At 58.3% G+C, this 22,583-nt stretch carries 20 protein-coding genes; 7 read left to right on the top strand and 13 right to left on the bottom strand.

Features of this window, described 5'->3' with window-relative positions:
* Nucleotides 1–7 precede the first annotated feature (7 nt).
* The 6 genes from phnK to phnF are packed head-to-tail and all read right to left on the bottom strand — an operon-like array spanning nt 8 to nt 4,487.
* Entirely contained in the window at nt 8–796 is a 789-nt protein-coding gene (gene phnK / locus AC1RKC_RS19260; protein ID WP_261135915.1) for a phosphonate C-P lyase system protein PhnK, read from the bottom strand.
* Complete coding sequence (locus AC1RKC_RS19255; RefSeq protein WP_020824979.1) at nt 796–1,656, bottom strand: alpha-D-ribose 1-methylphosphonate 5-phosphate C-P-lyase PhnJ; 861 nt, start codon at nt 1,654–1,656, stop codon at nt 796–798. The genes phnK and AC1RKC_RS19255 overlap by 1 nt, the downstream gene beginning before the upstream one ends.
* Nucleotides 1,649–2,734: a carbon-phosphorus lyase complex subunit gene (locus AC1RKC_RS19250; RefSeq protein ID WP_260629750.1), complete on the bottom strand. Its 1,086-nt coding sequence runs from the start codon at nt 2,732–2,734 to the stop codon at nt 1,649–1,651. Before AC1RKC_RS19250 ends, AC1RKC_RS19255 begins: the two co-directional genes overlap by 8 nt.
* Nucleotides 2,734–3,315 (bottom strand): phosphonate C-P lyase system protein PhnH, encoded by a 582-nt coding sequence (gene phnH, locus AC1RKC_RS19245; protein WP_116691392.1) that lies wholly within the window; start codon nt 3,313–3,315, stop codon nt 2,734–2,736. The genes AC1RKC_RS19250 and phnH overlap by 1 nt, the downstream gene beginning before the upstream one ends.
* Before the next feature lie 2 nt (nt 3,316–3,317).
* Nucleotides 3,318–3,761, bottom strand: a complete 444-nt coding sequence (gene phnG / locus AC1RKC_RS19240; RefSeq protein ID WP_046374634.1) for a phosphonate C-P lyase system protein PhnG — start codon at nt 3,759–3,761, stop codon at nt 3,318–3,320.
* Complete coding sequence (gene phnF / locus AC1RKC_RS19235; protein WP_170868571.1) at nt 3,762–4,487, bottom strand: phosphonate metabolism transcriptional regulator PhnF; 726 nt, start codon at nt 4,485–4,487, stop codon at nt 3,762–3,764.
* 261 nt (nt 4,488–4,748) lie between these two features.
* On the opposite strand from phnF, the gene AC1RKC_RS19230 reads away from it, so the two are divergent.
* The 3 genes from AC1RKC_RS19230 (at nt 4,749) to AC1RKC_RS19220 (ending at nt 6,492) form a co-directional block, all read left to right on the top strand.
* Nucleotides 4,749–5,807 (top strand): permease, encoded by a 1,059-nt coding sequence (locus tag AC1RKC_RS19230; protein ID WP_129983217.1) that lies wholly within the window; start codon nt 4,749–4,751, stop codon nt 5,805–5,807.
* Between the two features lie 104 nt (nt 5,808–5,911).
* Entirely contained in the window at nt 5,912–6,199 is a 288-nt protein-coding gene (locus tag AC1RKC_RS19225; RefSeq protein WP_020824985.1) for a type II toxin-antitoxin system RelB/DinJ family antitoxin, read from the top strand.
* An 8-nt stretch (nt 6,200–6,207) separates the two neighbouring features.
* Nucleotides 6,208–6,492 (top strand): type II toxin-antitoxin system RelE/ParE family toxin, encoded by a 285-nt coding sequence (locus AC1RKC_RS19220; RefSeq protein ID WP_020824986.1) that lies wholly within the window; start codon nt 6,208–6,210, stop codon nt 6,490–6,492.
* On the opposite strand, the gene nrdG is transcribed toward AC1RKC_RS19220, so the two are convergent.
* The 3 genes from nrdG to AC1RKC_RS19205 all read right to left on the bottom strand — a co-directional run bounded on the left by nrdG (nt 6,489) and on the right by AC1RKC_RS19205 (nt 10,457).
* Complete coding sequence (gene nrdG / locus AC1RKC_RS19215) at nt 6,489–6,953, bottom strand: anaerobic ribonucleoside-triphosphate reductase-activating protein (RefSeq protein WP_493092686.1); 465 nt, start codon at nt 6,951–6,953, stop codon at nt 6,489–6,491. The genes AC1RKC_RS19220 and nrdG overlap by 4 nt on opposite strands.
* Nucleotides 6,954–7,126: 173 nt before the next feature.
* The gene (gene nrdD / locus AC1RKC_RS19210) at nt 7,127–9,265 is read right to left on the bottom strand and encodes an anaerobic ribonucleoside-triphosphate reductase (RefSeq protein ID WP_020824988.1); all 2,139 of its coding nucleotides are present in this window, start codon (nt 9,263–9,265) and stop codon (nt 7,127–7,129) included.
* A gap of 283 nt (nt 9,266–9,548) precedes the next feature.
* Nucleotides 9,549–10,457, bottom strand: coding sequence for a LysR family transcriptional regulator (locus tag AC1RKC_RS19205; protein WP_020824989.1), 909 nt, complete (start codon nt 10,455–10,457; stop codon nt 9,549–9,551).
* 104 nt (nt 10,458–10,561) lie between these two features.
* Between AC1RKC_RS19205 and AC1RKC_RS19200 the strand changes: the two genes are divergently transcribed.
* A complete protein-coding gene (locus tag AC1RKC_RS19200) occupies nt 10,562–11,086 on the top strand; it encodes an NAD(P)H-dependent oxidoreductase (protein WP_048762834.1) in 525 nt (174 codons plus the stop codon).
* A 29-nt stretch (nt 11,087–11,115) separates the two neighbouring features.
* On the opposite strand, the gene treC is transcribed toward AC1RKC_RS19200, so the two are convergent.
* Both treC and treB read right to left on the bottom strand, forming a co-directional pair.
* Nucleotides 11,116–12,780 carry an alpha,alpha-phosphotrehalase gene (gene treC / locus AC1RKC_RS19195; RefSeq protein WP_493092687.1) on the bottom strand — a complete coding sequence of 555 codons (1,665 nt, stop codon included), beginning with the start codon at nt 12,778–12,780 and terminating at the stop codon, nt 11,116–11,118.
* Between the two features lie 56 nt (nt 12,781–12,836).
* Nucleotides 12,837–14,252 (bottom strand): PTS trehalose transporter subunit IIBC, encoded by a 1,416-nt coding sequence (gene treB, locus AC1RKC_RS19190; protein ID WP_020824992.1) that lies wholly within the window; start codon nt 14,250–14,252, stop codon nt 12,837–12,839.
* Between the two features lie 334 nt (nt 14,253–14,586).
* Here treB and AC1RKC_RS19185 point away from each other — a divergent pair, with 334 nt between their 5' ends.
* Complete coding sequence (locus tag AC1RKC_RS19185) at nt 14,587–15,000, top strand: Exc2 family lipoprotein (RefSeq protein WP_392455117.1); 414 nt, start codon at nt 14,587–14,589, stop codon at nt 14,998–15,000.
* A gap of 33 nt (nt 15,001–15,033) precedes the next feature.
* Here AC1RKC_RS19185 and treR read toward each other — a convergent pair whose 3' ends face one another.
* Nucleotides 15,034–15,981: a trehalose operon repressor TreR gene (treR, locus tag AC1RKC_RS19180; RefSeq protein ID WP_261135907.1), complete on the bottom strand. Its 948-nt coding sequence runs from the start codon at nt 15,979–15,981 to the stop codon at nt 15,034–15,036.
* Between the two features lie 417 nt (nt 15,982–16,398).
* On the opposite strand from treR, the gene mgtA reads away from it, so the two are divergent.
* Entirely contained in the window at nt 16,399–19,107 is a 2,709-nt protein-coding gene (mgtA, locus tag AC1RKC_RS19175) for a magnesium-translocating P-type ATPase (RefSeq protein WP_142816053.1), read from the top strand.
* A 272-nt stretch (nt 19,108–19,379) separates the two neighbouring features.
* On the top strand, nt 19,380–21,773 hold the full coding sequence (locus tag AC1RKC_RS19170; RefSeq protein WP_261135903.1) for a beta-N-acetylhexosaminidase: 2,394 nt from the start codon (nt 19,380–19,382) through the stop codon (nt 21,771–21,773).
* A gap of 62 nt (nt 21,774–21,835) precedes the next feature.
* On the opposite strand, the gene AC1RKC_RS19165 is transcribed toward AC1RKC_RS19170, so the two are convergent.
* Nucleotides 21,836–22,564 (bottom strand): proteasome-type protease, encoded by a 729-nt coding sequence (locus AC1RKC_RS19165; protein ID WP_020824997.1) that lies wholly within the window; start codon nt 22,562–22,564, stop codon nt 21,836–21,838.
* Nucleotides 22,565–22,583: the final 19 nt, after the last annotated feature.

Genomic DNA, 22,583 nt, shown 5'->3' with positions numbered 1-22,583 from the left:
CCTTGAGTTACGACAGCACCGAAGAAACCAGCAGTTGGGTATAAGGATGGTGTGGATCGTCCAGCACCCGGTCGGTCAGGCCGCTTTCCACCACCTCGCCCTGTTTCATCACCAGCAAGCGGTGCGCCAGCAGGCGCGCCACGCCGAGATCGTGGGTGACGATCACCGCCGCCAACTGCATTTCCACCACCAAAGTGCGCAGCAGATCGAGCAGCCGCGCCTGCACCGAAACGTCCAGACCACCGGTGGGTTCGTCCATAAACACCAGCTTCGGGTGGGTCACCAGATTGCGGGCGATCTGCAAGCGTTGCTGCATGCCGCCGGAAAAGGTGGTCGGTAGATCGTCAAGGCGCGACAGCGGGATCTCAACGTCTTCCAGCCACTGCCCGGCCTGACGGCGGATGTCGCCATAGTGGCGCTGGCCGATGGCCATCAGCCGTTCGCCGATGTTGCCGCCGGCGGAAACCTTGGGCCGCAGCCCGTCGAGCGGGTGCTGATGCACCACGCCCCAGTCGGTGCGCAGCAGGCGGCGGCGATCGCTTTCCGCCATCGCATATAAATCATGCTGTTGCCCGGCCTGCGGACGGTAGAGGATCTGCCCTTGCTGCGGCGGCAGCCGCGCAGAGATCGACTTCAGCAGGGTGGTTTTGCCGGAGCCGGATTCGCCGACGATGCCCAGCACTTCACCGGGGTAGATATCGAAAGACACATCGCTAAAGCCTTTGCCCGGTGCGTACAGGTGGGTCAGGTTAGCCACCGACAGCAGCGGCGTGGTGCTCAGAGGGGTGGAAGTCATCAGTGCTGCGCCTCTTGCGAAGGTTGCGCCAGTTGCTGCTGGCAGTAATCGGTATCGGAGCAGACGAACATGCGGTTGCCCTGGTCGTCGAGCACTACCTCGTCCAGATAACTGTGGCGCGAGCCGCATAGCGCGCAGGGCTCGTCCCACTGCTGTACGCTGAACGGATGATCGTCGAAGTCCAGGCTCTCCACTTTGGTAAAGGGTGGCAGGGCATAGATACGTTTCTCTCGTCCGGCCCCAAACAGCTGCAGCGCCGGCATCATGTGCATTTTCGGGTTATCGAATTTGGGGATCGGCGACGGATCCATCACGTAGCGGTCATTGACCTTCACCGGATAGGCGTAGGTGGTGGCGATGTGGCCGTAGCGCGCGATGTCTTCGTACAGCTTCACCTGCATCACGCCATACTCTTCCAGCGCATGCATTTTGCGGGTCTCGGTTTCTCGCGGTTCGATAAAGCGCAGCGGCTCAGGGATCGGCACCTGATAAATCAGGATCTGGTCTTCGCGCAGCGCAGTTTCCGGAATGCGGTGACGGGTCTGGATCAGCGTAGCCTCGGGCGTGCGTTCGGTGGTGGCGACCCCGGCGACGCGCTGGAAAAAGCGGCGAATCGACACGGCGTTGGTGGTGTCGTCGGCGCCCTGATCAATCACCTTCAGCACGTCGGCACGGCCAATCACGCTGGCGGTCAACTGAATGCCGCCGGTGCCCCAGCCGTAGGGCATCGGCATTTCACGGCCGCCGAACGGCACCTGATAACCGGGGATGGCGATTGCCTTCAAAATGGCGCGACGGATCATGCGCTTGGTTTGCTCGTCCAGGTAGCCCAGGTTGTAGCCGGTTAATACTTCACTCATTGCGGGCCTCCTGACGCTCGCTAAATTCCTGGCGCAGACGCTTAAGCAGTTCCAGCTCTGCCTGGAAATCGACGTAGTGCGGCAGTTTAAGGTGGGAAACAAAGCCGGCGGCTTCGACGTTATCGGCATGGGCCAGCACGAACTCTTCGTCCTGCGCCGGGCTGGCGATGCCTTCGTCGTACTCGGGGCTTTGCAGTGCACGGTCTACCAGCGCCATTGCCATCGCCTTGCGTTCGGCCCGGCCAAACACCAGACCATAGCCGCGGGTGAAATGCGGCGGCTGGTCAAGCGGATCGATAAAACCGTTAACCATCTCGCATTCGGTTAGCAGGATTTCGCCGATATCAATGGTGAAACCCAGCTCTTCTGGCGTGATCTCCGCTGAAACATAGCCGGTGCGGATCTCGCCGGCGAACGGGTGGGTACGGCCGTAGCCACGTTGGGTGGAGTAGCTCAGCGCCAGTAAAAAGCCTTCGTCACCGCGCACCAATTGCTGCAGACGCGCTGAGCGTGAGCAGGGGTAAACCGGAGGATTACGGGTGATATCGTCCGGTATGCTGCCGTCGTCCTGTTCCGCCAATGCCAGCTGTTGCTGACTGAGCAGATCAAACACGTGGGCACAGTTTTCCGGCAAGGGTTCGTCCGCCTGTGGTGCGCGGGGGGCCTCTCCTTCCGCCAGCAACGCGAAATCCAACAGCCGGTGAGTGTAATCGTAGGTTGGCCCCAGCACCTGTCCGCCGGGCAAGTCCTTGTAAACTGCCGAGATGCGGCGCTCCAGTCGCATATTTTCTGTCGCCAGCGGTTCGCCGATCGCCAGGCGCGGCAGAGTGGTACGGTAGGCGCGCAGCAGGAAAATGGCCTCGACCAGATCGCCGCTTGCCTGCTTGATGGCCAGCGCCGCCAGCTCGGGATCGTAAATACCGCCCTCGGTCATGACCCTGTCCACGGCCAGGCCCAGCTGCTGCTCAATCTGCAGTGCGCTCAGTTCCGCCACGCTGTCATCGCCGCGCCGCAGCTGTTCTTGTAACTGATGGGCGGCCTCAATGGCTTTTTCGCCCCCTTTAACGGCAACGTACATCAGCACACCTCCACGTGGGTGGTTCGCGGTAACGCCAACAGGCATTCGCCGCAGGTCAGCAGGAAATCCAGCCCCAGCGGGAAGCGCTGCGGGCGGTTAAGCAGGTAATCCAGCAGCGCCGGCGGCAGCTGCGGTGAAATAATTCGTTGATGTTCGATGCCTGGCCCGGTCAGGCGCAGGGCGGTGCCTTGTTCCAGGCTAGCTAACTGCACAATCACCGTAGCGCTGAACTCGGGGGAAATTTCGCTGCCGTGCGGCAATGCCTGTAAATCGGTCGCCTGCAGTTGGCTATCGAACAGGGCGAAACACACCTCTTCGGCGCGCTCGGCCAGCGGTGCGCCACTGTGGAAGCGAATGTTTGTTAGCGCTTGCTCACTTTTTAGCTCAGGACTCAGCTGGATCGGAGTTTCCTGATCCGCCAGGGTCAGCAAGGCAGCGGTACTGGCGGCATTCAGCCTGTCCCAGGTTGGGCTGCCTTGCAGCGTGACCACATGCCCAGGCTCGCTTAACGCCTTAAGAATTAAGCGGAAAGTCTGCTGAGATTGGTCGATCGGCTGGGTAAAACCTGTCAGTAGGCTCATGATTAATCCCCTCGCACCAGCGTAAAGAAGTCCACCCGGCTGGAGGCGACGGCCCTTGCACGCAGCTGGCGTTGCTCGTGTTGCAGCGCGGCCAGCGGCTCTATCAGCTGTTGTTGCAGCAATTCGGCCTGCTCCGGCAGTTGCAGCAGGGCATCCAGCAGCGCGCAGAGTTCGGCATGCGCCTTATCGCGCCCGGCGATATAGCTGTAGCCATAGCCGCCGTTTTCGAGCTGGACCACCGCACGGGTGACGGTCATGTCGCCCAAGACGAAGCGGCGACCGGTGGCGCCCATGCGCCCCTGCAACTGCGCCAGGCCAATCTCCGGTGCACGGATGCTCTGGTAGCGCGGGTTGATATTCAGCGCCTGCCAGTGGCTGCGCAACTGGGCCGGCTGGCTGTGCGCCAGTACCGACATCCAGCGTTGTCTCGGCTGTAAGGCTTGCATTTAGTGCTCCATCGTCAGTTCAATCATGTCGGCGCGCGCCAGGCTGACGGAGTATTCCGCCACGTTGTCGCTGCCGGTGCAGACGTTCAGGGTGCGCACGCACAGCAGCGGCGCCTGGGTGGCAATTTCCAGCATCCGGCTCTCTTTGGCCTGGGCCCGGCGCGCACTGATGCGTGTCTGGCTGCGGGTCAGCGGCTGGTGGATGTTTGATTCGATAAATTCGTGCAGCGAACCGCTGTGGAACTGCTGTAGCGCCGGCCACCAGTCCAGATCGGGCAGATAGTGGTCGATCAGGCTCATCGGTACGCCGTTGACCCGGCGCAAAGTGCGAAGGTGGATCACCGTTTCGCCTTCTTCCCGTGACAACGCGCTGGCAACATGCCCATTGCACGGGCGTAGCACAGCGAGTAAGCGCTCACTGGTGGGGTGACTTCCCTGCTCGAACAGGTTCTGACTGAAACGGGTATTGGCATGCAGCGGGTAGTCGTAGGGGCGCATCAACACCAGAATGCCGATCCCGTGCCGGCGTTGCAGCCAGCCGCGTTCCACCAATTGATCGACTGCACGACGCAGGGTATGGCGATTGACCTGATAGCGTTCCGCCAATTGCTGCTCGGAAGGCAGGTAGTCGCCACAGCGGTATTGGGTGCGCAGCTCTTGTTCCAGCTGCGCGGCGATTTGCTGGTAGCGGGTGGGGAAACTGGTCGGATGTCTAGATAAGTCCATCATAATAAAAAACCTCGGTGGCCATAACGACATAAAAAATATGCGGTTTATTGGCATGTCTTACAGTGCTTACCCTGCGGCTTGAAAGACGACGGGTAGGTCCCGTGGTGAAGTTGGCATCATCTTGCAGGCGTCAGATGACAATCGCGTTACGCGTCGGTGGCGAACAGATGAACTATTTTGGACAGGCAGATGATGCGCAGGGGGCCGCTGCGCGCTAAGCTGACGCTATTGATGATTGAACCGAGTTAATCTAAGCCCATGCCACATCCCCTGACTGCAACTGAACACCGCGCGCGCCCTTGGCCGTGGTGGAAACCGGCGCTGTTTCTGCTGGTGGTGGCCATCGGCCTCTACTACGTCAAATGGCAGCCTTATTACGGCAAGGCCTTTCTGGCGGCGGACACGCATTCCATCGGCAAATCGATACTGGTCAACGACGACAGCAGCCCGTGGCTGGCGGCCTGGCACTATGCGCTGGTCTATTTCACGGCGGTATGGAAGGCGGCGGTGCTCGGTGTGGTGTTGGGCTCATTGGTACAGGTGCTGATCCCACGCGATTGGTTGATGCGCACGCTCGGTCATCCGCGTTTTTCCGGTACCTTGCTGGGCGCGGTGATCGCACTGCCGGGCATGATGTGTACTTGTTGCGCCGCGCCGGTAGCTGCCGGATTACGGCGTCAGTCGGTGTCCAGCGGGGCAGCGATGGCGTTCTGGCTGAGTAACCCGGTGCTGAATCCTGCCACGCTGATTTTTATGGGCTTTGTGCTCGGTTGGCAGTTTGCCGCAATCCGGCTGGTGGCTGGGGTGATCATGGTGCTGGGCATCGCCTGGCTGGTGCAGCGTGCCACTGCCAGGGATCCGCAGCCGGCGGCTTTGCAAACGCCGCTGCTGCCGCTGGATAAAGCTAACGAAAAGCCGTTTTTCGGCCGCTGGCTCAAGGCGCTGTGGTCGCTGTTTTGGTCCACCATACCTGTCTACATTCTGGCGGTATTGGCGCTAGGGGCCGCGCGCGTTTGGCTGTTCCCGCATGCCGATGGGGCGATAGATAATAGCGTGTTGTGGATTATTGGCCTGGCGATCGCCGGTTGCCTGTTCGTGATCCCGACGGCGGCGGAAATCCCGATTGTGCAGACTCTAATGCTGGCGGGCATGGGCACCGGCCCGGCGCTGGCGTTGTTGATGACCCTGCCGGCGGTCAGCCTGCCTTCGTTGCTGATGCTGAACAAGGCCTTCTCTGCCAAGGCGCTGTGCCTGACAGCGCTGTTGGTTGCGCTGTGTGGGATCGTCACGGGCGTGGTAGGAATGGGGTTGGTATAAATTGTTTAATAAATAGTCTTTCATTCGTATTTGCGTTGTCACAAATGTGCTAACGTTGGCAGGTTTTCAGTTGTTAAATATTGAGCGAATGCAGGAGTATCAAGATGGAAAGCCGTATCCAGTTTCGCATTGAGGATGAGACTAAACGTTTGGCGCAGAAAGCCGCAGAAGCCAAGGGGATCACTTTGAGTGAGGCGTGTCGACGTTTGGCTGAGCAAATGGCGGATGAGCAACGGGCCACTGAGCAACATGAAAATTGGTTGAAAGAAAAGGTTGATGCCGCTTTTGCCCGTTTGCATGAAGGAAGTGCGGTCTATCTTGACCAACAACAGGTTGATGAAAGCATGGATGCCTTTAAGGCAAAAGTCCGAGCGAAATACGACCGAAAATAAGGATCGTTATGCGTGTCGAATGGGATGAAGAAGCGCTACGGGACAGGGAACGTATTTTTGATTTTCTCTATCCTTTTAATCCACAGGCTGCTGAGCAGGCTGATGCTGAGATTGATAAGGCAGTGAAGCGCCTGTTGGATTACCCTGAACTCGGTAAAATTTGGTACAGACAGGCGCGTAAGTTATTGGTCAGCCAGGCTTCGTTATTAGTTTTATACGTTGTTGTCGACGACGTGATTAAGGTTTTAGCCGTTGCTCATCAACGAGAGAAATTCCCCGACATAGAGAACTAACGCAGCTTATGCACCACCTGATTAGCGCTGCCGCGCCAAATCAGCGCCGGATCTTTTAAGTCCTGCATAAACTTTCCGTCAATCAACACGTTAATCCTGTCCACTATCTGCATTTGCTGCGCATCCAGCTCCGCCAGCCGGTAGCCGGTCCACAGCCAGATATCCTTGCCCGGGCATTCGGCACGCACCCGTTTCACCAGTTGCAGCACCGCCGTGACGTTGGCGGGGTGCAGGGGATCGCCACCGGACAGCGACAGCCCCTGGCGCGGAATGCGCGTATCGTTCAGGTCGGCAATCAACTGATCTTCCATCGTCTGGGTAAACGGCTGGCCGGAGTTAAGCCGCCAGGTACTTTTGTTGTAGCAGCCAGGGCACTGGTGCACGCAGCCGGCAACAAACAGCGTGCAACGGGTGCCGGGGCCGTTGACGACATCAATGGGGTAATACTGGTGATAATTCATGCGAGGTCTGCCCATCTGGCTATTTTACTTGCCATTTTCCCCCCGGGCAGTGCTCTGAATACTCACGTACTGCGTGTACGCTCCGTTTCTCCCGCGCTGGCCGAGGGTAAATTGGCGGCGACAATCACGCCCGGTGAACAGACGTATGCTCAGCAGGCTTGACGATCTTTGCTTCAGCCGATCTGCCCGTTCCCCAGGTGTTTCACCCGGCGTTTCACCTCTTCTTGCTTGCCGGCATTGAACGGCCTGGCGTCCGGGCTGCCGAGATAGCCGCACACCCGGCGGGTGACGGAGACCTTGGATGGCTCGTGGTTACCGCATTTCGGGCAGGTGAAGCCCTTGCTGGTGCAAGAGAATTCTCCGGTAAAACCGCACTCGTAGCATTCATCGATGGGCGTGTTGGTGCCGTAATAGGGCACGCGGCTGTAGCTGTAATCCCACACGTCTTCGAGCGCTTTCAGGTTGTGCTGCAGGTTCGGGTATTCGCCGTAACAGATGAAACCGCCGTTGGCCAATGGCGGATAGGGGGCTTCAAAATCCAGCTTGTCGTAAGGATTGACCTTTTTCTCTACGTCGAGGTGGAAGCTGTTGGTGTAATAGCCTTTGTCGGTCACGCCAGACACCACGCCGAAATCGGCGGTATCGAGCCGGCAGAAGCGATCGCACAGGTTTTCGCTTGGCGTGCTGTACAGGCTAAAGCCGTAACCGGTCTCGGCTTTCCAACTTTCCGTGGCGGCCCGCAGGTGCGCAACGATGGCGATCGCCTTGGCGCGCAGCGTTTCATCGTCGTATACGTGTTGTTCGTTGCCGAACAGGGCGTTGATGGTTTCATGCAGACCGATGTAACCCAGCGAAATAGAGGCACGGCCATTCTTGAAGATCTCGGCAATGTTGTCGTCTGCCTTCAGGCGTACGCCGCAGGCGCCTTCCATATACAAAATAGGGGCCACGCGCGCCTTGATACCTTCCAGCCGGGCAATGCGCGTCATCAGCGCTTTTTTCGCCAGCAGCAAGCGCTGATCCAGCAGATCCCAGAAGCGGCTTTCATCGCCCATGGCCTCCAGCGCAATACGCGGCAGGTTCAGGCTGATCACGCCGATATTGTTGCGACCATCGTGTACCAGCTCGCCCTCTTCTTCGTAAGTGCCGAGGAAGCTGCGGCAGCCCATCGGCGTTTTGAACGAGCCGGTGACTTTCACCACCTGATCGTAATTGAGTATGTCTGGGTACATGCGTTTGCTGGCGCACTCCAACGCCAACTGCTTGATGTCGTAATTCGGATCGCCGTACTGATGATTCAGGCCGTCGCGGATGGCAAACACCAGTTTAGGGAATACCGCCGTTTTACGGTTTTTGCCCAGCCCGGCAATGCGGTTACTCAGGATAGAACGTTGGATCAAGCGTGATTCCCAAGAGGTCCCCAGCCCGAAACCGAAGGTGACGAACGGCGTCTGGCCATTGGCGGTGTGCAGGGTGTTGACCTCGTATTCCAGCGACTGGAAGGCGTCGTAACACTCTTTTTCGGTGCGCGCCATGGCATAGCCTTGCGCGTCAGGGATCTGCCACTGTTCGGCGACCTGCTGGTGTTTGTTAAAGCTTTCGGTGACGAACGGCGCCAGGATCTCGTCGATACGGTTAATGGTGGTGCCGCCATAAATATGGCTGGCCACCTGCGCGATGATTTGCGCGGTCACTGCGGTAGCGGTGGAGATCGACTTCGGGGGTTCAATCTCGGCGTTACCCATCTTGAAGCCGTTGGTCAGCATGCCCTTCAGGTCGATCAGCATGCAGTTGAACATCGGGAAGAATGGCGAGTAGTCGAGATCGTGGTAGTGGATCTCGCCTCGCTCATGGGCCAGCACCACGTCACGCGGCAGGATGTGCTGCTTGGCATAGTGCTTGGCGACGATCCCGGCCAGCAGATCGCGCTGGGTGGGGATCACCTTGCTGTCTTTATTGGCGTTTTCATTGAGCAACGCTACGTTGCTTTGCTCGACCAGGCCGCGGATCTCCTGGTTCAACCGTCCACGCAGTTCACGCGCGACGTCGCGATCGTGACGGTACTCAATATAGGCCCGCGCCAGCTGCTTGTATTCGCCGGCCATAAGCTGGTTTTCCACTGCCCGCTGGATTTCATGGATATCGACGCGCGGCTGCTGTGATATCTGTTGAGCGACTACGCGGGCGACGGTTGCGCAGTAGTCCGCATCGACGATCCCCACGGCCAGCGCGGCCCGCTCGATCGCTTGCCCAATACGTGCCTCGTCAAAAGGTACCTGACAACCGTCCCGTTTAATCACTACTGGTTTCACGTTGTTACTCCTTGTTCCCCGAGGGAGCGTTGATGCCCTGCCTTGCAGATTTCAGCCTGAAAGCTAGCGGGCATCGGTATGATTTCAGCTTATCCACAGGGCCATGCCGCAGCACGCAAGGGCTGAGACGATGTGTGGATGATTTTGTGGATAACTACTATATATAGTTGTTGTCGTTTCTTAATGCACTATATATAGATGTTGATGGGGTTCTTTTGACGTAGGACAAAGAAAATGAAAGAGCGCGCGTAAGCTGTACAGACGTTAATTTTGGCCTGAATGCTCAGGCCGGACGAGAGTGGAAATGTTCGAGCAGGAACTCAACCCAGACGCGCACTCGCGGGGGCAGATCGGCCGAGGCATAGTACAACCACAGTTGGGTTGGCTGCGGCCAGCATTCTGCCAGCACCGGCAGCAGGGTACCCTGCGCAAAGTGATGCTCCGCATACCAACGCGCCAGACAGACGATGCCCAGGCCAGCCAGTGCCGCATCCAATAACATCTCCGGCCGACTGGCCACCAGGCGGCCATGCAGCTCCAGCGTTTTGGCTTCGCCATGTCGATGCAACGGCCATTTTACGCTGCGGCCGGTGGCCGGGTTACGGTGCAGCAGACAATTATGTTGCAGCAGATCGTCAGGATCCTGCGGCGTGCCGTGCTGCGCAAGATAGCCGGGCGAGGCCGCCAGAACCATCTGCATCGGATACAGTGGCCGCGCCACCAGCCGGCTGTCGGGATCGACCCGGCTGCCGATGCCGACGTCAAATCCTTCGCCCACCAGATTAACCACGCGGGCATCCAGTGAGAGATCGAGATCGATCTGCGGATAACGTTCCAGGAATTGCGGGATCAACGGCATCAGGATCTGGCGGCCGAAGCCGGGGATCATGCTGACGCGCACCGTGCCGGAAGGTGCCTGCTGCGCGCTACCGGCAGTTTCCAGCGTGGCGGACAGCGCCTGCCACAGCGGTGCGACTTGCTGCAACAGCGCCTTACCTTCGTCGGTGAGCACCACGTTGTGGGTATTACGCTGGAACAACCGCAGCGCCAGTTTTTCTTCCAGCACGCGAATATTTTTACTGATTGCCGCCGGGGTGACGCCCAGTTGGCGCGCGGCGGCGGAGAAATTCTGTGCCTGGGCGGCCGCGAGAAAGGCTGGCAGCAGGCGGTGCACGTCAAAGGGCAGCGACATAGTGGTTGATACTTTCAGTTGAAATTGAAGTGACGATTCACAGCCTACACCCGCGGCGCTGGAAATGGAAAAATGCGTTATCAAATCTTAATCAAGGATCCTTTATGTCGCGTATTTTAGTGTTGACCGCCCACCGTTTTCCCGACGAATCACGCATCAACAAAGCGTTGATCGAAGCGCTTCGTCCTTTGCCTAACGTCACTGTCCACGAACTGATGCGTGCTTACCCGGACTATCAAATCGACGTGGCGCGTGAGCAAGAGCTGCTGCAAAACCATGATGCGGTGGTGATGCTGTTCCCGTTCTATTGGTACAGCTCACCGGCGATTCTCAGCGAGTGGCAGGATGCGGTATTAACCCACGGTTTCGCCTACGGCAGTGAAGGTACCCAACTGCATGGCAAGCCCTTGCAACTGGTGGTCACCACCGGCGGCAATCAGCAGGCCTATACGGCGGAAGGGTATAACCGCTATCCGGTCGAGGATTTGCTGCGTCCGTTCCATGCGATGGCCAACCTGACCGGCATGGATTACCTGCCGCCGCATCTGGTGCAGGGCGTCTTTGATATGAGCGATGAGCGTCTGGCGCAAGAGGCCGCCGGAGTGGTGGCTCTGTTGAAAAAAGAGTAGGGCGCAGCCTGAGGCCGCGCCCTGGGGGGTTAGTCCTCTAACAACCACCACACCGCTTCGAACGGGCGCAGGGTGATAGCCTGCGGTTGCGTAGGCGCATCGGCGTAATTGCTCATCAGCGGACGCCACAACGCTGAAGGTTCCACGCCTTCCGCCTGCCAGGGCAGCGGTTCACGGCTGAGGTTGGCCGCCACCAGCAGGCGTTGGCCGTTCCAGCGGCGCTGGTAGCACCACAGCGCCGGATGGTTGGGGGCCAGATCCTGATAGTCACCGTGGGTCAACAGCGGATACTGCTTGCGCAGGGTGATTAACTGACGGTAAGCGTAAAACACCGAGTCCAGATCGGCCAGTGCCGCTTCAGCATTGATTTGCGGGTAGTTTTCCGCACAGCCAATCCACGGGGTTCCCTGGGTGAAACCGGCGTTGGGCGCGGCACTCCACTGCATTGGCGTGCGGCCGTTATCGCGCGATTTAGTGGCCAGGATCGCCAGCAATTCGGCGTCACTTTTGCCCTGGGAGCTTAGCTCGGCGTACATGTTCAGGCTTTCCACATCGCGGTACTGCCCGATGGTGCTAAAGCCGGGATTGGTCATGCCGAGCTCTTCGCCCTGATAAATATAAGGCGTGCCCTGCATGCCGTGCAGCACCATCGCCAGCATTTTGGCGGCCGGTACTCGCAGTTCGCCTTCATCGCCGAAGCGCGAAACGATGCGCGGCTGATCGTGGTTACACCAGAACAGCGCATTCCAGGCCTGGTTGTGCATGCCCTGCTGCCAGTGGCGGAAAATCTGTTTCAGTTCAACGTAATCCGGCGCCGCCAGCGTCCATTTTTCGCCGCCGGCATAGTCCACTTTCAGATGATGGAAGTTGAAGGTCATCGACAACTCTTCACCGCTTTGCGCAGCGTACTGCCGGCAATGCTCCAGGGTGGTGGAGGACATTTCGCCCACGGTCATCAAGCCGCGCGGCTGGAACACGTCGCGGCTCATTTCCTGCAGGAACTCATGAATACGCGGCCCGTCGGTATAGAAACGGCGACCGTCCCCCTGGGGATCGGACGGGAAATCCTGCTGTTTGGAAACCAGGTTAATCACGTCGAGGCGCAGGCCGTCGACGCCTTTGTCGGCCCAGAACTGGCACACTTTCTTCAATTCTTCGCGGACCGGCGGGTGTTCCCAGTTGAGATCGGCCTGCTCGGTGGCAAACAGATGCAGGTAATACTGGCCGCTGTCGGCATGCCACTGCCAGGCATTACCGCCAAATTTGGAACGCCAGTTGTTCGGCGGGGTATCACCTTCGCCATCGCGCCAGACGTAGAACTGGCGGAAAGGGCTGTTCGGTTCTTGCGAAGCTTTGAACCACGGGTGGTCGGTTGAAGTGTGGTTGAACACCATATCCATGACGATGCGGATGCTGCGCTGGTGGGCGGCGGCAATCAGTCGGTCGAAATCCTCCATGGTGCCGTAGGCCGGATCGATGGCGCAGTAGTCCGCCACGTCATAACCGTTATCGACCTGTGGGGAGACATAAACCGGCGTCAGCCAGATCGCATCGACGCCCAGCTCCTGCAGATAGTCCAGCCGCTGGGTCACACCGGCCAGATCGCCGTAGCCGTTACCGGTGCTGTCCTGAAAACTCTTCGGGTAGATTTGGTAGATGACGCCGTTTTGCCACCAGGGGATTGGATTGCTCATAGTCATACCTTTAAATCGTGACAACGGGCCCGGCATGCCGGGCCCCTACATTTTAATCAGACCGGCAGCTCACCGCGGCTGGCTTTGCGTTTGTAAACCATCATGGTCAGGACCAGCGGGATAATCACCGCCACCAGGATCGCCACCGTGTAAATCATCCAGAACTGAGGTTTGATCGACAGGATGCCCGGCAAACCGCCGACGCCGATGCCGTTGGCCATCACGCCGTCCAGGCCGCAGATCAGCCCGGCGAAGGCAGAGCCGATCATCGCGCACAGCATAGGGAAACGGTATTTCAGGTTGATCCCGTACATTGCCGGTTCGGTGACGCCAAGGTAGGCGGAGATTGCCGCCGGGACCGAGATTTCACGTTCGTTGGCCTTGCGGCTGACGATGATGATACCCAGCACCGCAGATGCCTGCGCAATGTTGGACAGAGCAATCAGTGGCCAAACCGGCGTGCCGCCCATGCTCTGGATCATCTGCATATCGATGGCCAGCGTGGTCTGATGTACGCCGGTGATCACCAGCGGGGCATACAGGAAACCAAACAGCGCGGCCCCAATCGGCGCGAAGCTGCCGGTCATGACGGCTTTCACCGCCCAGGCTACGCCATCGCCAATCATGCGGCCGAACGGGCCGATAAAGGCGTGCGCCAGGAACACCGCCAGCAGCAGAGAAACGACCGGCACTACCACCAGATACAGGTAATCCGGCACGATCTTTTTCAAACGGGTTTCAATCCAGCCCAGTGCCATACCGGCCAGCATGGACGGGATCACCTGCGCCTGATAGCCGACTTTCTGGATGGTGAACCAGCCGAAGTTCCACACTTCCGGGATCTGCTGGCCGAGCTGATAGGAGTTCATCAACTGCGGCGACACCAGCGTGACGCCCAGCACGATGCCAAGCACCGGCGTGCCGCCCATTTTTTTCACCGTTGACCAACAGATGGCGACCGGCAGGAACATGAAGATGGCTTCACCGAGCAGCCACAGGAAGTCGTAAATGGTTTTCCACGCCGGGTGCATTTGCGCCAGCGTTTGGCCGCCGGACATCGGGATGTCGCCGATCACGTTGCGGAAGCCGAGGATTAAACCGCCGCTGATCAGCGCTGGCAGCAGCGGGAAGAAGATTTCGGCGAAGTGGGAGATAGCGCGCTCGCTCCAGGTCATGTTCTGGCGCGCAGCCACCTTGGCCTGTTCTTTATCGGCCTCGTTGACGCCGGTGGTGGCAATCAACGCCTGATAATAATCACCGACCTCCGGGCCAATCACTACCTGGAACTGCCCGGCATTGGTGAAGCAGCCTTTGACCATTGGCAGCTCTTCGATTTCTTTTGGTTTGGCAAGACTTGTGTCGTTGAGAACGAAACGCAGCCTGGTAATGCAATGGCTGACGGTGGCGATATTCTCGCGCCCGCCCACCAGCACAATCAGGCGATCGATATCCTGCTGTTTTACTTTGCCCATTATTAGATACCTTTCTTGGTATGAGACTGCCGCAGAGGTGTTGTTGGAGTGATGATCAAAGCTTAGTCATTTCGCTTTTTTTATGGAATGGGAACGTTCCCGGTTTGGGGCGAGGATCACAAAACGATAAAAAAATGACCACTTGTTGAACAGGGGAAATTTGAGAGCGGGGCGAAACATTCCGTAATATTATCTTGAACTGATGCAACGCTGGCTATACTGTCAGCCTTAACAATCAATAAGTTGATTGAAATCAGCGGCACTCACGCCTGTGTTTTCAAAACCAATACGCTATACGAGTGCTATTACCACGGACTTTTTTCAAGGAAGAATGATGACTTTGACATTGCCTCGACTGCTTTTTGTCTTTACCGCGCTGCTCCTGAGCGCCTGTACCAGTCAAAAAAGTAGCCCGGAACGCCACGCTAAACATGCGGTTTATCAGTTGGCACGTGAAGATTTCTCCCCCGAAATGCGAACCCAAATCCCAGACTCGATAAAAGCGTCTATTCCGTTCTTCGACCAGTTCTACAAGATGGGGAAAGCCGATCGGGCCAAGGGCTTAACGCAGCAACAGGCACAGCAGCAGGAAGCCTATTTCCGCAGCCCAGAATTCCTCAGTGACATGGGGAAGAAAGGGCGATTTATCAATCAGCAATATTCAGTGGATAACCCGCAGAAACAACGCCAGATATTGCTGGATTCCGCCGTGGCCACCTACTGGGATGGTTACGAAGGGCGGCCTTGAAGACTGCCTACAAATGATGCAATAAACCCGCCGTCAGGCGAGTTTGCTTGGCACGATGATCTGGCGGATACCCTGTTCGCTGCTGAGCTGTCCCAGCAGCTGTTGCGCAGCCTGCAGTCCGGCGCTGCCGTAGCCGAGATCGACCGAGAACGTTTCGGGAAACAAGAAGTTAAGCAACGGGGTGTTACCGATGCCGCACACCTGCAGCGGCGCAATATGCTGCTGTTGCAGGTATTTGATGGCGCCAAGGGCGATGGTGTCGGAGGCGCACACCAGCGCGGTGGTCTGTGGTTCGATGGCTGAGGCAGCCAGCTGGAAGCCGCTCTGATAACTCAATTCACCCAAGGCCACATGGGGGGAAATCCCCCGTTGGCGGCAGGCGTCCAGATAGGCCTGGTGGCGGCGCAAACCGGTGGTGGCATCCGACAGTTGTACCCCCAAATAACTGATATGGCGATGCCCCTGCTGCTGCAGGCGTTCCATCAACAGCCGTACGGCACCGTCGTCGTCGTAGCACACCGAGGAAAAACCGTCATATTCCCGCGCCAGCACCACCATCTTTTCTTGCCATGGGCTGAGCATGGCCGCCGTCAGGCCGGTGAAGCCAAACAGGATCACCCCGTCGACGTTGCGCTGTTGAAGGACATGCAGATGCTCTTCCACCAGCCGGGTTTCAAACTGGCTTTCCATCACGATAGGGTCGAAACCGTGCTGATACAGCAGCGGCAGCATGGTGCGTACCGCCTGGTTTTCTGACGGCGAATCGAGACGGGAAACGATGATGCCGACCACTTTATCGCTCTGGCCGCGCATGGCGCGCGCCGATTTGGACGGGGTGAACCCCTGCTGACGGATCACTGCTTCCACCCGTTCGCGGGTTTGCGGGCTCACGCTGCCTTCGTTGTTCAGCACGCGTGATACGGTGGATTTGCCTACGCCGCTCAGGCGTGCGATGTCCTTGATGGTCAGCCGGTTTTGCATGGTTTACTTTTCGTTGAGGTTAAAAGGCGTAGACTGGCGGCCTACGCTGAATGCCCGTCAGCATAGCTTATTTTCCGCAACGGATCTTGACGCTATGCAGGGATTTATGTGCTGCGCTGAACGGCCGCTCTTGTCGTTCGATCTTTTCATTTACCGGAGGTTATCACCCGTATGGATCCCGATCCGACCCCGTTAGACACCCACTCGGTGATCCGGTAAAACCTGCTCGCTTTGCGCTGCTGTTTTACCGGTGAAGTAAACGGTAACCGGTAGCGCACGCCCGTCGTTCGCTCCTGCTGCTTTTAAAAAAACAGGATCTGCCCCGGCAGAGGCTTTTTGGCACATCCAAAAGCCCGGTTGGGTGCGATCCCGCGTTCACCCGCTGCCGGGAGGCAATGGGCGACGAGGTGCAAAATAATGAAACTGAAAAATATTCCCCGTCAGCTGTTGGGCATGCTCAGCCGCAATTTACCGCGCCGTTTGGTGCACCGCGATAGCCTGTTGGACAGCCTTGGCGGCAAAGCGCAAGGGTTGCCCGCCGGATTGGCACAGCAGCGGCTGGAATGCGCCGCTGCCGACGTCACCGATCTGTATCTGCGTTTTCACAGCCACCCGGAAGGCATCACTGCCCATGAGGCTGAGCGGGTGCGCGAACGCTGCGGCGAGAACGTCATCGACGATCAGCAAAAAGAAGCCTGGTGGCAGCACCTGTGGCACTGCTATCGCAACCCGTTCAACCTGCTGCTGACCGCGCTTGGCATGATCTCTTACGCGACGGAAGATCTGACGGGCGCACTGGTGATCGCACTGATGGTGGTGATCTCCACGTTGTTGAACTTCATTCAGGAAGCGCGATCCAATCGGGCGGCGGACGCGCTGAAGGCGATGGTCAGCAACACCGCCACGGTGATCCGCAGCGACGCATTGTCCGGGAAAAGCGAACATCTTGAACTGCCGATCTCTCAACTGGTGCCGGGTGACATCATCAAACTGGCGGCAGGAGATATGATCCCGGCGGATCTGCGCGTGCTGTCGGCCAAGGATCTGTTTATCAGCCAGGCGGCGTTGACCGGCGAATCTCTTCCGGTAGAGAAAATCGCCGAGCTGCGTGAACAGGCAGAAGATCCGTTGGAGTGCCAGAACCTGTGCTTTATGGGCACCAACGTGGTCAGCGGCACCGCGCTGGCGATGGTGATCGGTACCGGCGGCGGCACCTACTTTGGCCAGTTGGCGCAGCGGGTCATCAGCCAGGATGAACAGCCGAACGCTTTCCAGACCGGCATCAGCAGGGTCAGCTGGCTGCTGATCCGTTTTATGCTGGTGATGACGCCGATCGTTTTGTTGATCAACGGCTACACCAAGGGTGACTGGTGGGAAGCGGCGCTGTTTGCGCTGTCGGTGGCGGTGGGGCTGACCCCGGAAATGCTGCCGATGATCGTCACTTCAACGCTGGCCAGAGGGGCAGTGAAACTGTCCAGGCAGAAAGTGATCGTCAAACGTCTGGATGCTATCCAAAACTTTGGCGCCATGGACGTTTTGTGCACTGATAAAACCGGCACCCTGACCCAGGATAAAATCGTGCTGGAGCGCCACACCGACGTGTTCGGTGCCGCCAGCGATCGCGTGCTGCATTACGCCTGGCTTAACAGCTTCTACCAGACCGGCTTGAAAAACCTGCTCGACGTGGCAGTGCTGAGCTGCGCGGAACAAAACCACCAGCCGGATGCGTTGCAGCATTACCGTAAAGTGGATGAGATCCCGTTTGATTTTGAACGGCGCCGTATGTCGGTGGTGGTGGCCAAAGACGCGCAATATCACGAACTGATCTGCAAGGGCGCGCTGGAAGAGATGCTGGCGATTTGCAGCCATGTGCGGCAGGAAGATGAGGTGATCCCGCTCAGCGAAGCGCTGCTGGCGCGAATTCGGCGCATCACCGACGATCTCAACCAGCAAGGGTTGCGCGTAGTGGCGGTGGCCAACAAGATCTTGCCGGCCCAGGCCCATGAATACAGCGTGGCCGACGAGTCGGATTTGATCCTCGAGGGCTACGTGGCCTTCCTCGATCCGCCTAAAGAGAGCACGGCACCGGCGTTGGCGGCGCTGAAAAACAGCGGTGTCACGGTGAAGATCCTTACCGGTGACAATGAGCTGGTGGCGGCGAAGGTGTGCAAAGACGTCGGGCTGGCGGCGGATCACGTATTGCGCGGCAGTGAAATCGAACAGATGAACGACGAACAGCTGGCGCAGGCTGCGGCGCGTACCACGGTGTTCGCCAAGCTGACGCCGCTGCATAAGGAACGCATCGTCAAGCTATTGCGCCAGCAGGGCCACGTGGTCGGCTTTATGGGGGACGGAATCAACGATGCGCCCGCTCTGCGTGCGGCGGATATCGGTATTTCGGTGGACTCCGCTGTGGATATCGCCAAGGAAGCGGCGGACATCATCCTGCTGGAAAAAAGCCTGATGGTGTTGGAGCAGGGGGTCATCGAGGGACGCCGTACTTTTGCCAACATGCTCAAGTACATCAAGATGACCGCCAGCTCCAATTTCGGCAACGTCTTCAGCGTGCTGATTGCCAGCGCCTTTTTACCTTTCCTGCCGATGTTGCCGCTGCACCTGTTGATCCAGAACCTGATGTATGACATTTCACAGATCGCCATTCCGTTCGACAATGTCGACGACGATCAGATTACTCAGCCGCAACGCTGGAACTCCGGCGATATTGGACGCTTTATGGTGTTTTTCGGGCCGATCAGCTCGATCTTCGACGTGCTGACCTTCAGCCTGATGTGGTGGGTTTTCAAGGCCAATACGCCTGAAATGCAGACGCTGTTCCAGTCCGGCTGGTTCGTGGAAGGCCTGCTGTCGCAAACGCTGATTGTGCATATGATCCGCACGCGCAAAATACCGTTTATCCAGAGCCGTCCTTCATGGCCGCTGTGCATGATGACCCTGCTGGTCATCGTTACCGGCATCGGCCTGACCTTCTCGCCGTTGGCCGGATTCTTGCAGCTACAGGCATTGCCGCTCGGCTACTTCCCGTGGCTGGTGCTGATCCTGACCGGCTATATGGTGCTGACCCAGTGCGTGAAAGGCTGGTTTGTGCGCCGTTACGGCTGGCAGTAATCGCTGCGCCCCTCTTTCGCCTGGAAGAGGGGCATCTGTGATCCAACCCGGCTTTTCACCCTTGTCGTTGGACATCTGTCCTGTGCTCAGTCTTTATTTACAGCTTAGCTGTCTTCCCCTTTGCCTTTCAAACTACCGCGTTGTTGGCTGCACGTCCTCACCCTAGTCACTTAGCAAATCTAAGCTCCCAGGGATTCAGACGCTTGCTGCCTGGCGGTAATTTGAAATTCGTTGGGGGAGCAATTGATATTTTTTCCTCTGAGGAATTTCTGATGCACAGAACTTTGCGTTATACGCTACTGGCTTCATCGTTATTGCTTTCCCTGGGCGCGCTGGCGCAGCCGGCCGGCGATCTGCCGCTGATGCCCTGGCCGCAGCAGGTTGAACTGACTCAGCCGGCGGGCAAGCTGGTGTTGGATCACCGTTTGTCGATTAGCCTGCAGGGGGACGATCTGGACGATGCGCTGCAGCGCTGGCGCCAACGTATTGAGCTGCAAACCGGCTGGACCCTGGTGCCGCAGGTCGAAAAAGCCACGGGCGTGGTCATCAAGGTGAATATCAAAGATAAGGTGGCGGCGCAGCCGCTGCCGGGGAGCGATGAAAGCTATAAATTGACGGTGACGCCGCAGGGGGTAACGCTGGCAGCCAATACCCGTTTCGGCGCGTTGCGCGGCATGGAAACCCTGCTGCAATTGGTGCAGACCGACGGGCAGAACACCTTCCTGCCGTTGGTGAGCATTATCGACGTACCGCGTTTCCCGTGGCGCGGTGTGCTGCTGGATTCGGCACGTCATTTCCTGCCGTTGGCGGACATTCTGCGTCAGCTCGACGGCATGGCGGCGGCCAAACTCAACGTGTTCCACTGGCACCTGACCGACGATCAGGGCTGGCGCTTTGCCTCCGAGCGCTATCCTAAACTGCAACAGCAGGCCAGTGACGGCCAATTCTACACACGCGAACAGATGCAACAGGTAGTGGCTTACGCTAGCGCGCGCGGTATCCGGGTAGTACCTGAAATCGATCTGCCTGGCCATGCTTCCAGCATCGCCGTGGCCTACCCGGAATTGATGAGCGCGCCGGGCCCGTATTCGATGGAGCGCAAGTGGGGTGTGCATCTGCCGACGCTGGATCCGACCCGCGATGAAGTTTATCGGTTTGTTGACGCCATCATTGGCGAACTGGCTGCGATCTTCCCCGATCCTTATTTGCATATTGGTGGTGATGAGGTTGATGCCAGCCAGTGGAAGCAATCCAAAACGATTCAGGCCTTTATGCAGCAGCACCAGTTGGCGGACACCCATGCGCTGCAGGCCTACTTCAATCAGAAGCTGGAGAAAATCCTCGAACAGCATCAGCGTCAGATGGTGGGTTGGGATGAGATCTATCATCCGTCGCTGCCGCGCAGCATTGTCATCCAGTCCTGGCAGGGGCAGGATTCGCTCGGCGCCAGCGCACAGGACGGTTACCAGGGCATTCTGTCTACCGGTTTTTACCTCGATCAACCGCAAAGCGCGGCCTATCACTATCGCAATGAGATCCTGCCGCAGCCGCTGGGCGTCGACACCGAGGTGCAGCCGGATGAAAAGGCGCAAAGCTGGCAGTTCAGCATGCCGCGGCTGAAGGGCAGCGCGGTAGAAGGCAGTTTTACCCTGATTGAAGGCAAGCAGGGCTGGCGGGGTTTTATCGATTTCAACGGTAAATCGCGCCGTGCGATGCACGATATCGTCTGGCGTTCTCCGCAGCAGGTGAGCTTCCGGCTCGACAGCTGGATGGGGGATACCCGCCCGGTATTTACCCTGAGCCAGGACCAGCTCAGCGGCTATACGCTGGTGGGCAACGTGCGTTACCCGACCACTGGCAGCAAGCTGACGGCGATCCCGGAGAGCAAGATGCCGGTGGTGCCGGAGACGAAGCAGCAGGCCAATATTCTCGGCGGTGAGGCGGCGCTGTGGGCGGAAAACATCAGGGCGCCGATCCTCGATCTCAAACTCTGGCCGCGTGGGTTCGCGGTGGCGGAGCGCTTGTGGTCTGCGCAGGACGTGACCGATGAAAATAATATGTACCGCAGGCTGGCGGCAGTCGATGCCTGGTCGGTGGTGTCGGTGGGGTTGCAACAGCATGCGGAAACCGCACGCGAGTTCACCCGGTTGGCAAACAGCGTGACGATAGCACCGCTGCAAACCCTGGCAGAAGCGGTGGAGCCGGGCCAGTACTACACTCGACAGCATCTGAAATTCAAAGCCGGTAACTATCACCAGTTCGAACCGCTGAACCGTTTTGCCGATGCACTGCCGGCGGAAAGCAACGCGGTGCGCGAGATGGGCATGCAGGTTGCGGCGTTAGTGAAGGACCGCAACGATCGTGCTGCAGCGCAGGCGTTGCGCGAACGTTTACAACGCTGGCAGCTCAATACCGCACCGGTAAAAACGGTGATTGCCGGTAACCGGCTGATGCAGGATCTGGCACCGGTGGCGCAGGATGTCGGCGCGCTGTCCACGCTGGGGCTGATGCTGTTGGAGCGTTATCAACAGGGCAAACCGCTGAGCAAGGCAGAAGCGACCCAGATACAGCAGCAATTGGACGCGGCGGCGCAGATACGCGACGAAGTGGTGATTGCGGCGGTCTATCCGCTGGAAGCGCTTTTGCGCGCCAGCGCTATCGAATGAGGTAAGTCAGTATATGTAGCGCTCAGCATGTGTAGGGGCTCAGCATGCTGAGCCCGCAAAACCTACAGTTGCAGCGGCGGCAACTGTTTGAAAATACTGACCAGCCCTTCGCCCCAGCCTTTACGGATGGCGCTAAAATGCGGGTGATCTTCGGTGATACGGTACTGCTGCGCACTGCTAAAGCTGTCGCGCGGGTAGATCATCACGTCGAGCGGCAGGCCGACCGACAGGTTGCTGCGCAGCGTCGAATCCAGAGAGATCAGCGCGCACTGCATCGCCTGTTCCAGCGGGGTGTCGTAGGTCAGTACCCGATCGATAATCGGTTTGCCGTATTTGCTTTCGCCAATCTGGAAATAGGGCGTATCGCGGGTGGCCTCGATAAAATTACCCTGCGGATAAATATGGAATAGCCGCATCTCTTCACCGCTGATCTGGCCACCGAGCAGCAGGCTGCAGCTGAAATCGGTCGTGCTGCCGCTTTGCTGGGCTTCGCTGTCGCGTTGGATCACTTCCCGCACCGTTTCGCCCACCAGCGTGGCGGCTTCGTACATGCTCGGAGCGTTCAGCAGGTTCAGGCGTTCGGGATCTTTACTGCGGCGCTGTAGCAGGCTGATGATGCTCTGAGTGGTCGCCAGGTTGCCGGCGCTTTGCAACACCAGCATGCGTTCACCGTCCTGCTGAAACACATGCAGTTTGCGGAAGGTGGAAATATGATCCACGCCGGCATTGGTGCGCGAATCGGAAGCAAAGACCAGCCCGGAAGACAAGCGCATGGCCACACAATAGGTCATACCACAATCCCTCAAAACG

This window comes from Serratia sp. GW822-FHT06E05, from assembly GCF_058799445.1.
The sequence above is the reverse complement of the archived record's forward strand: the minus strand, read 5'-3'. Positions and strand labels throughout refer to the sequence as shown.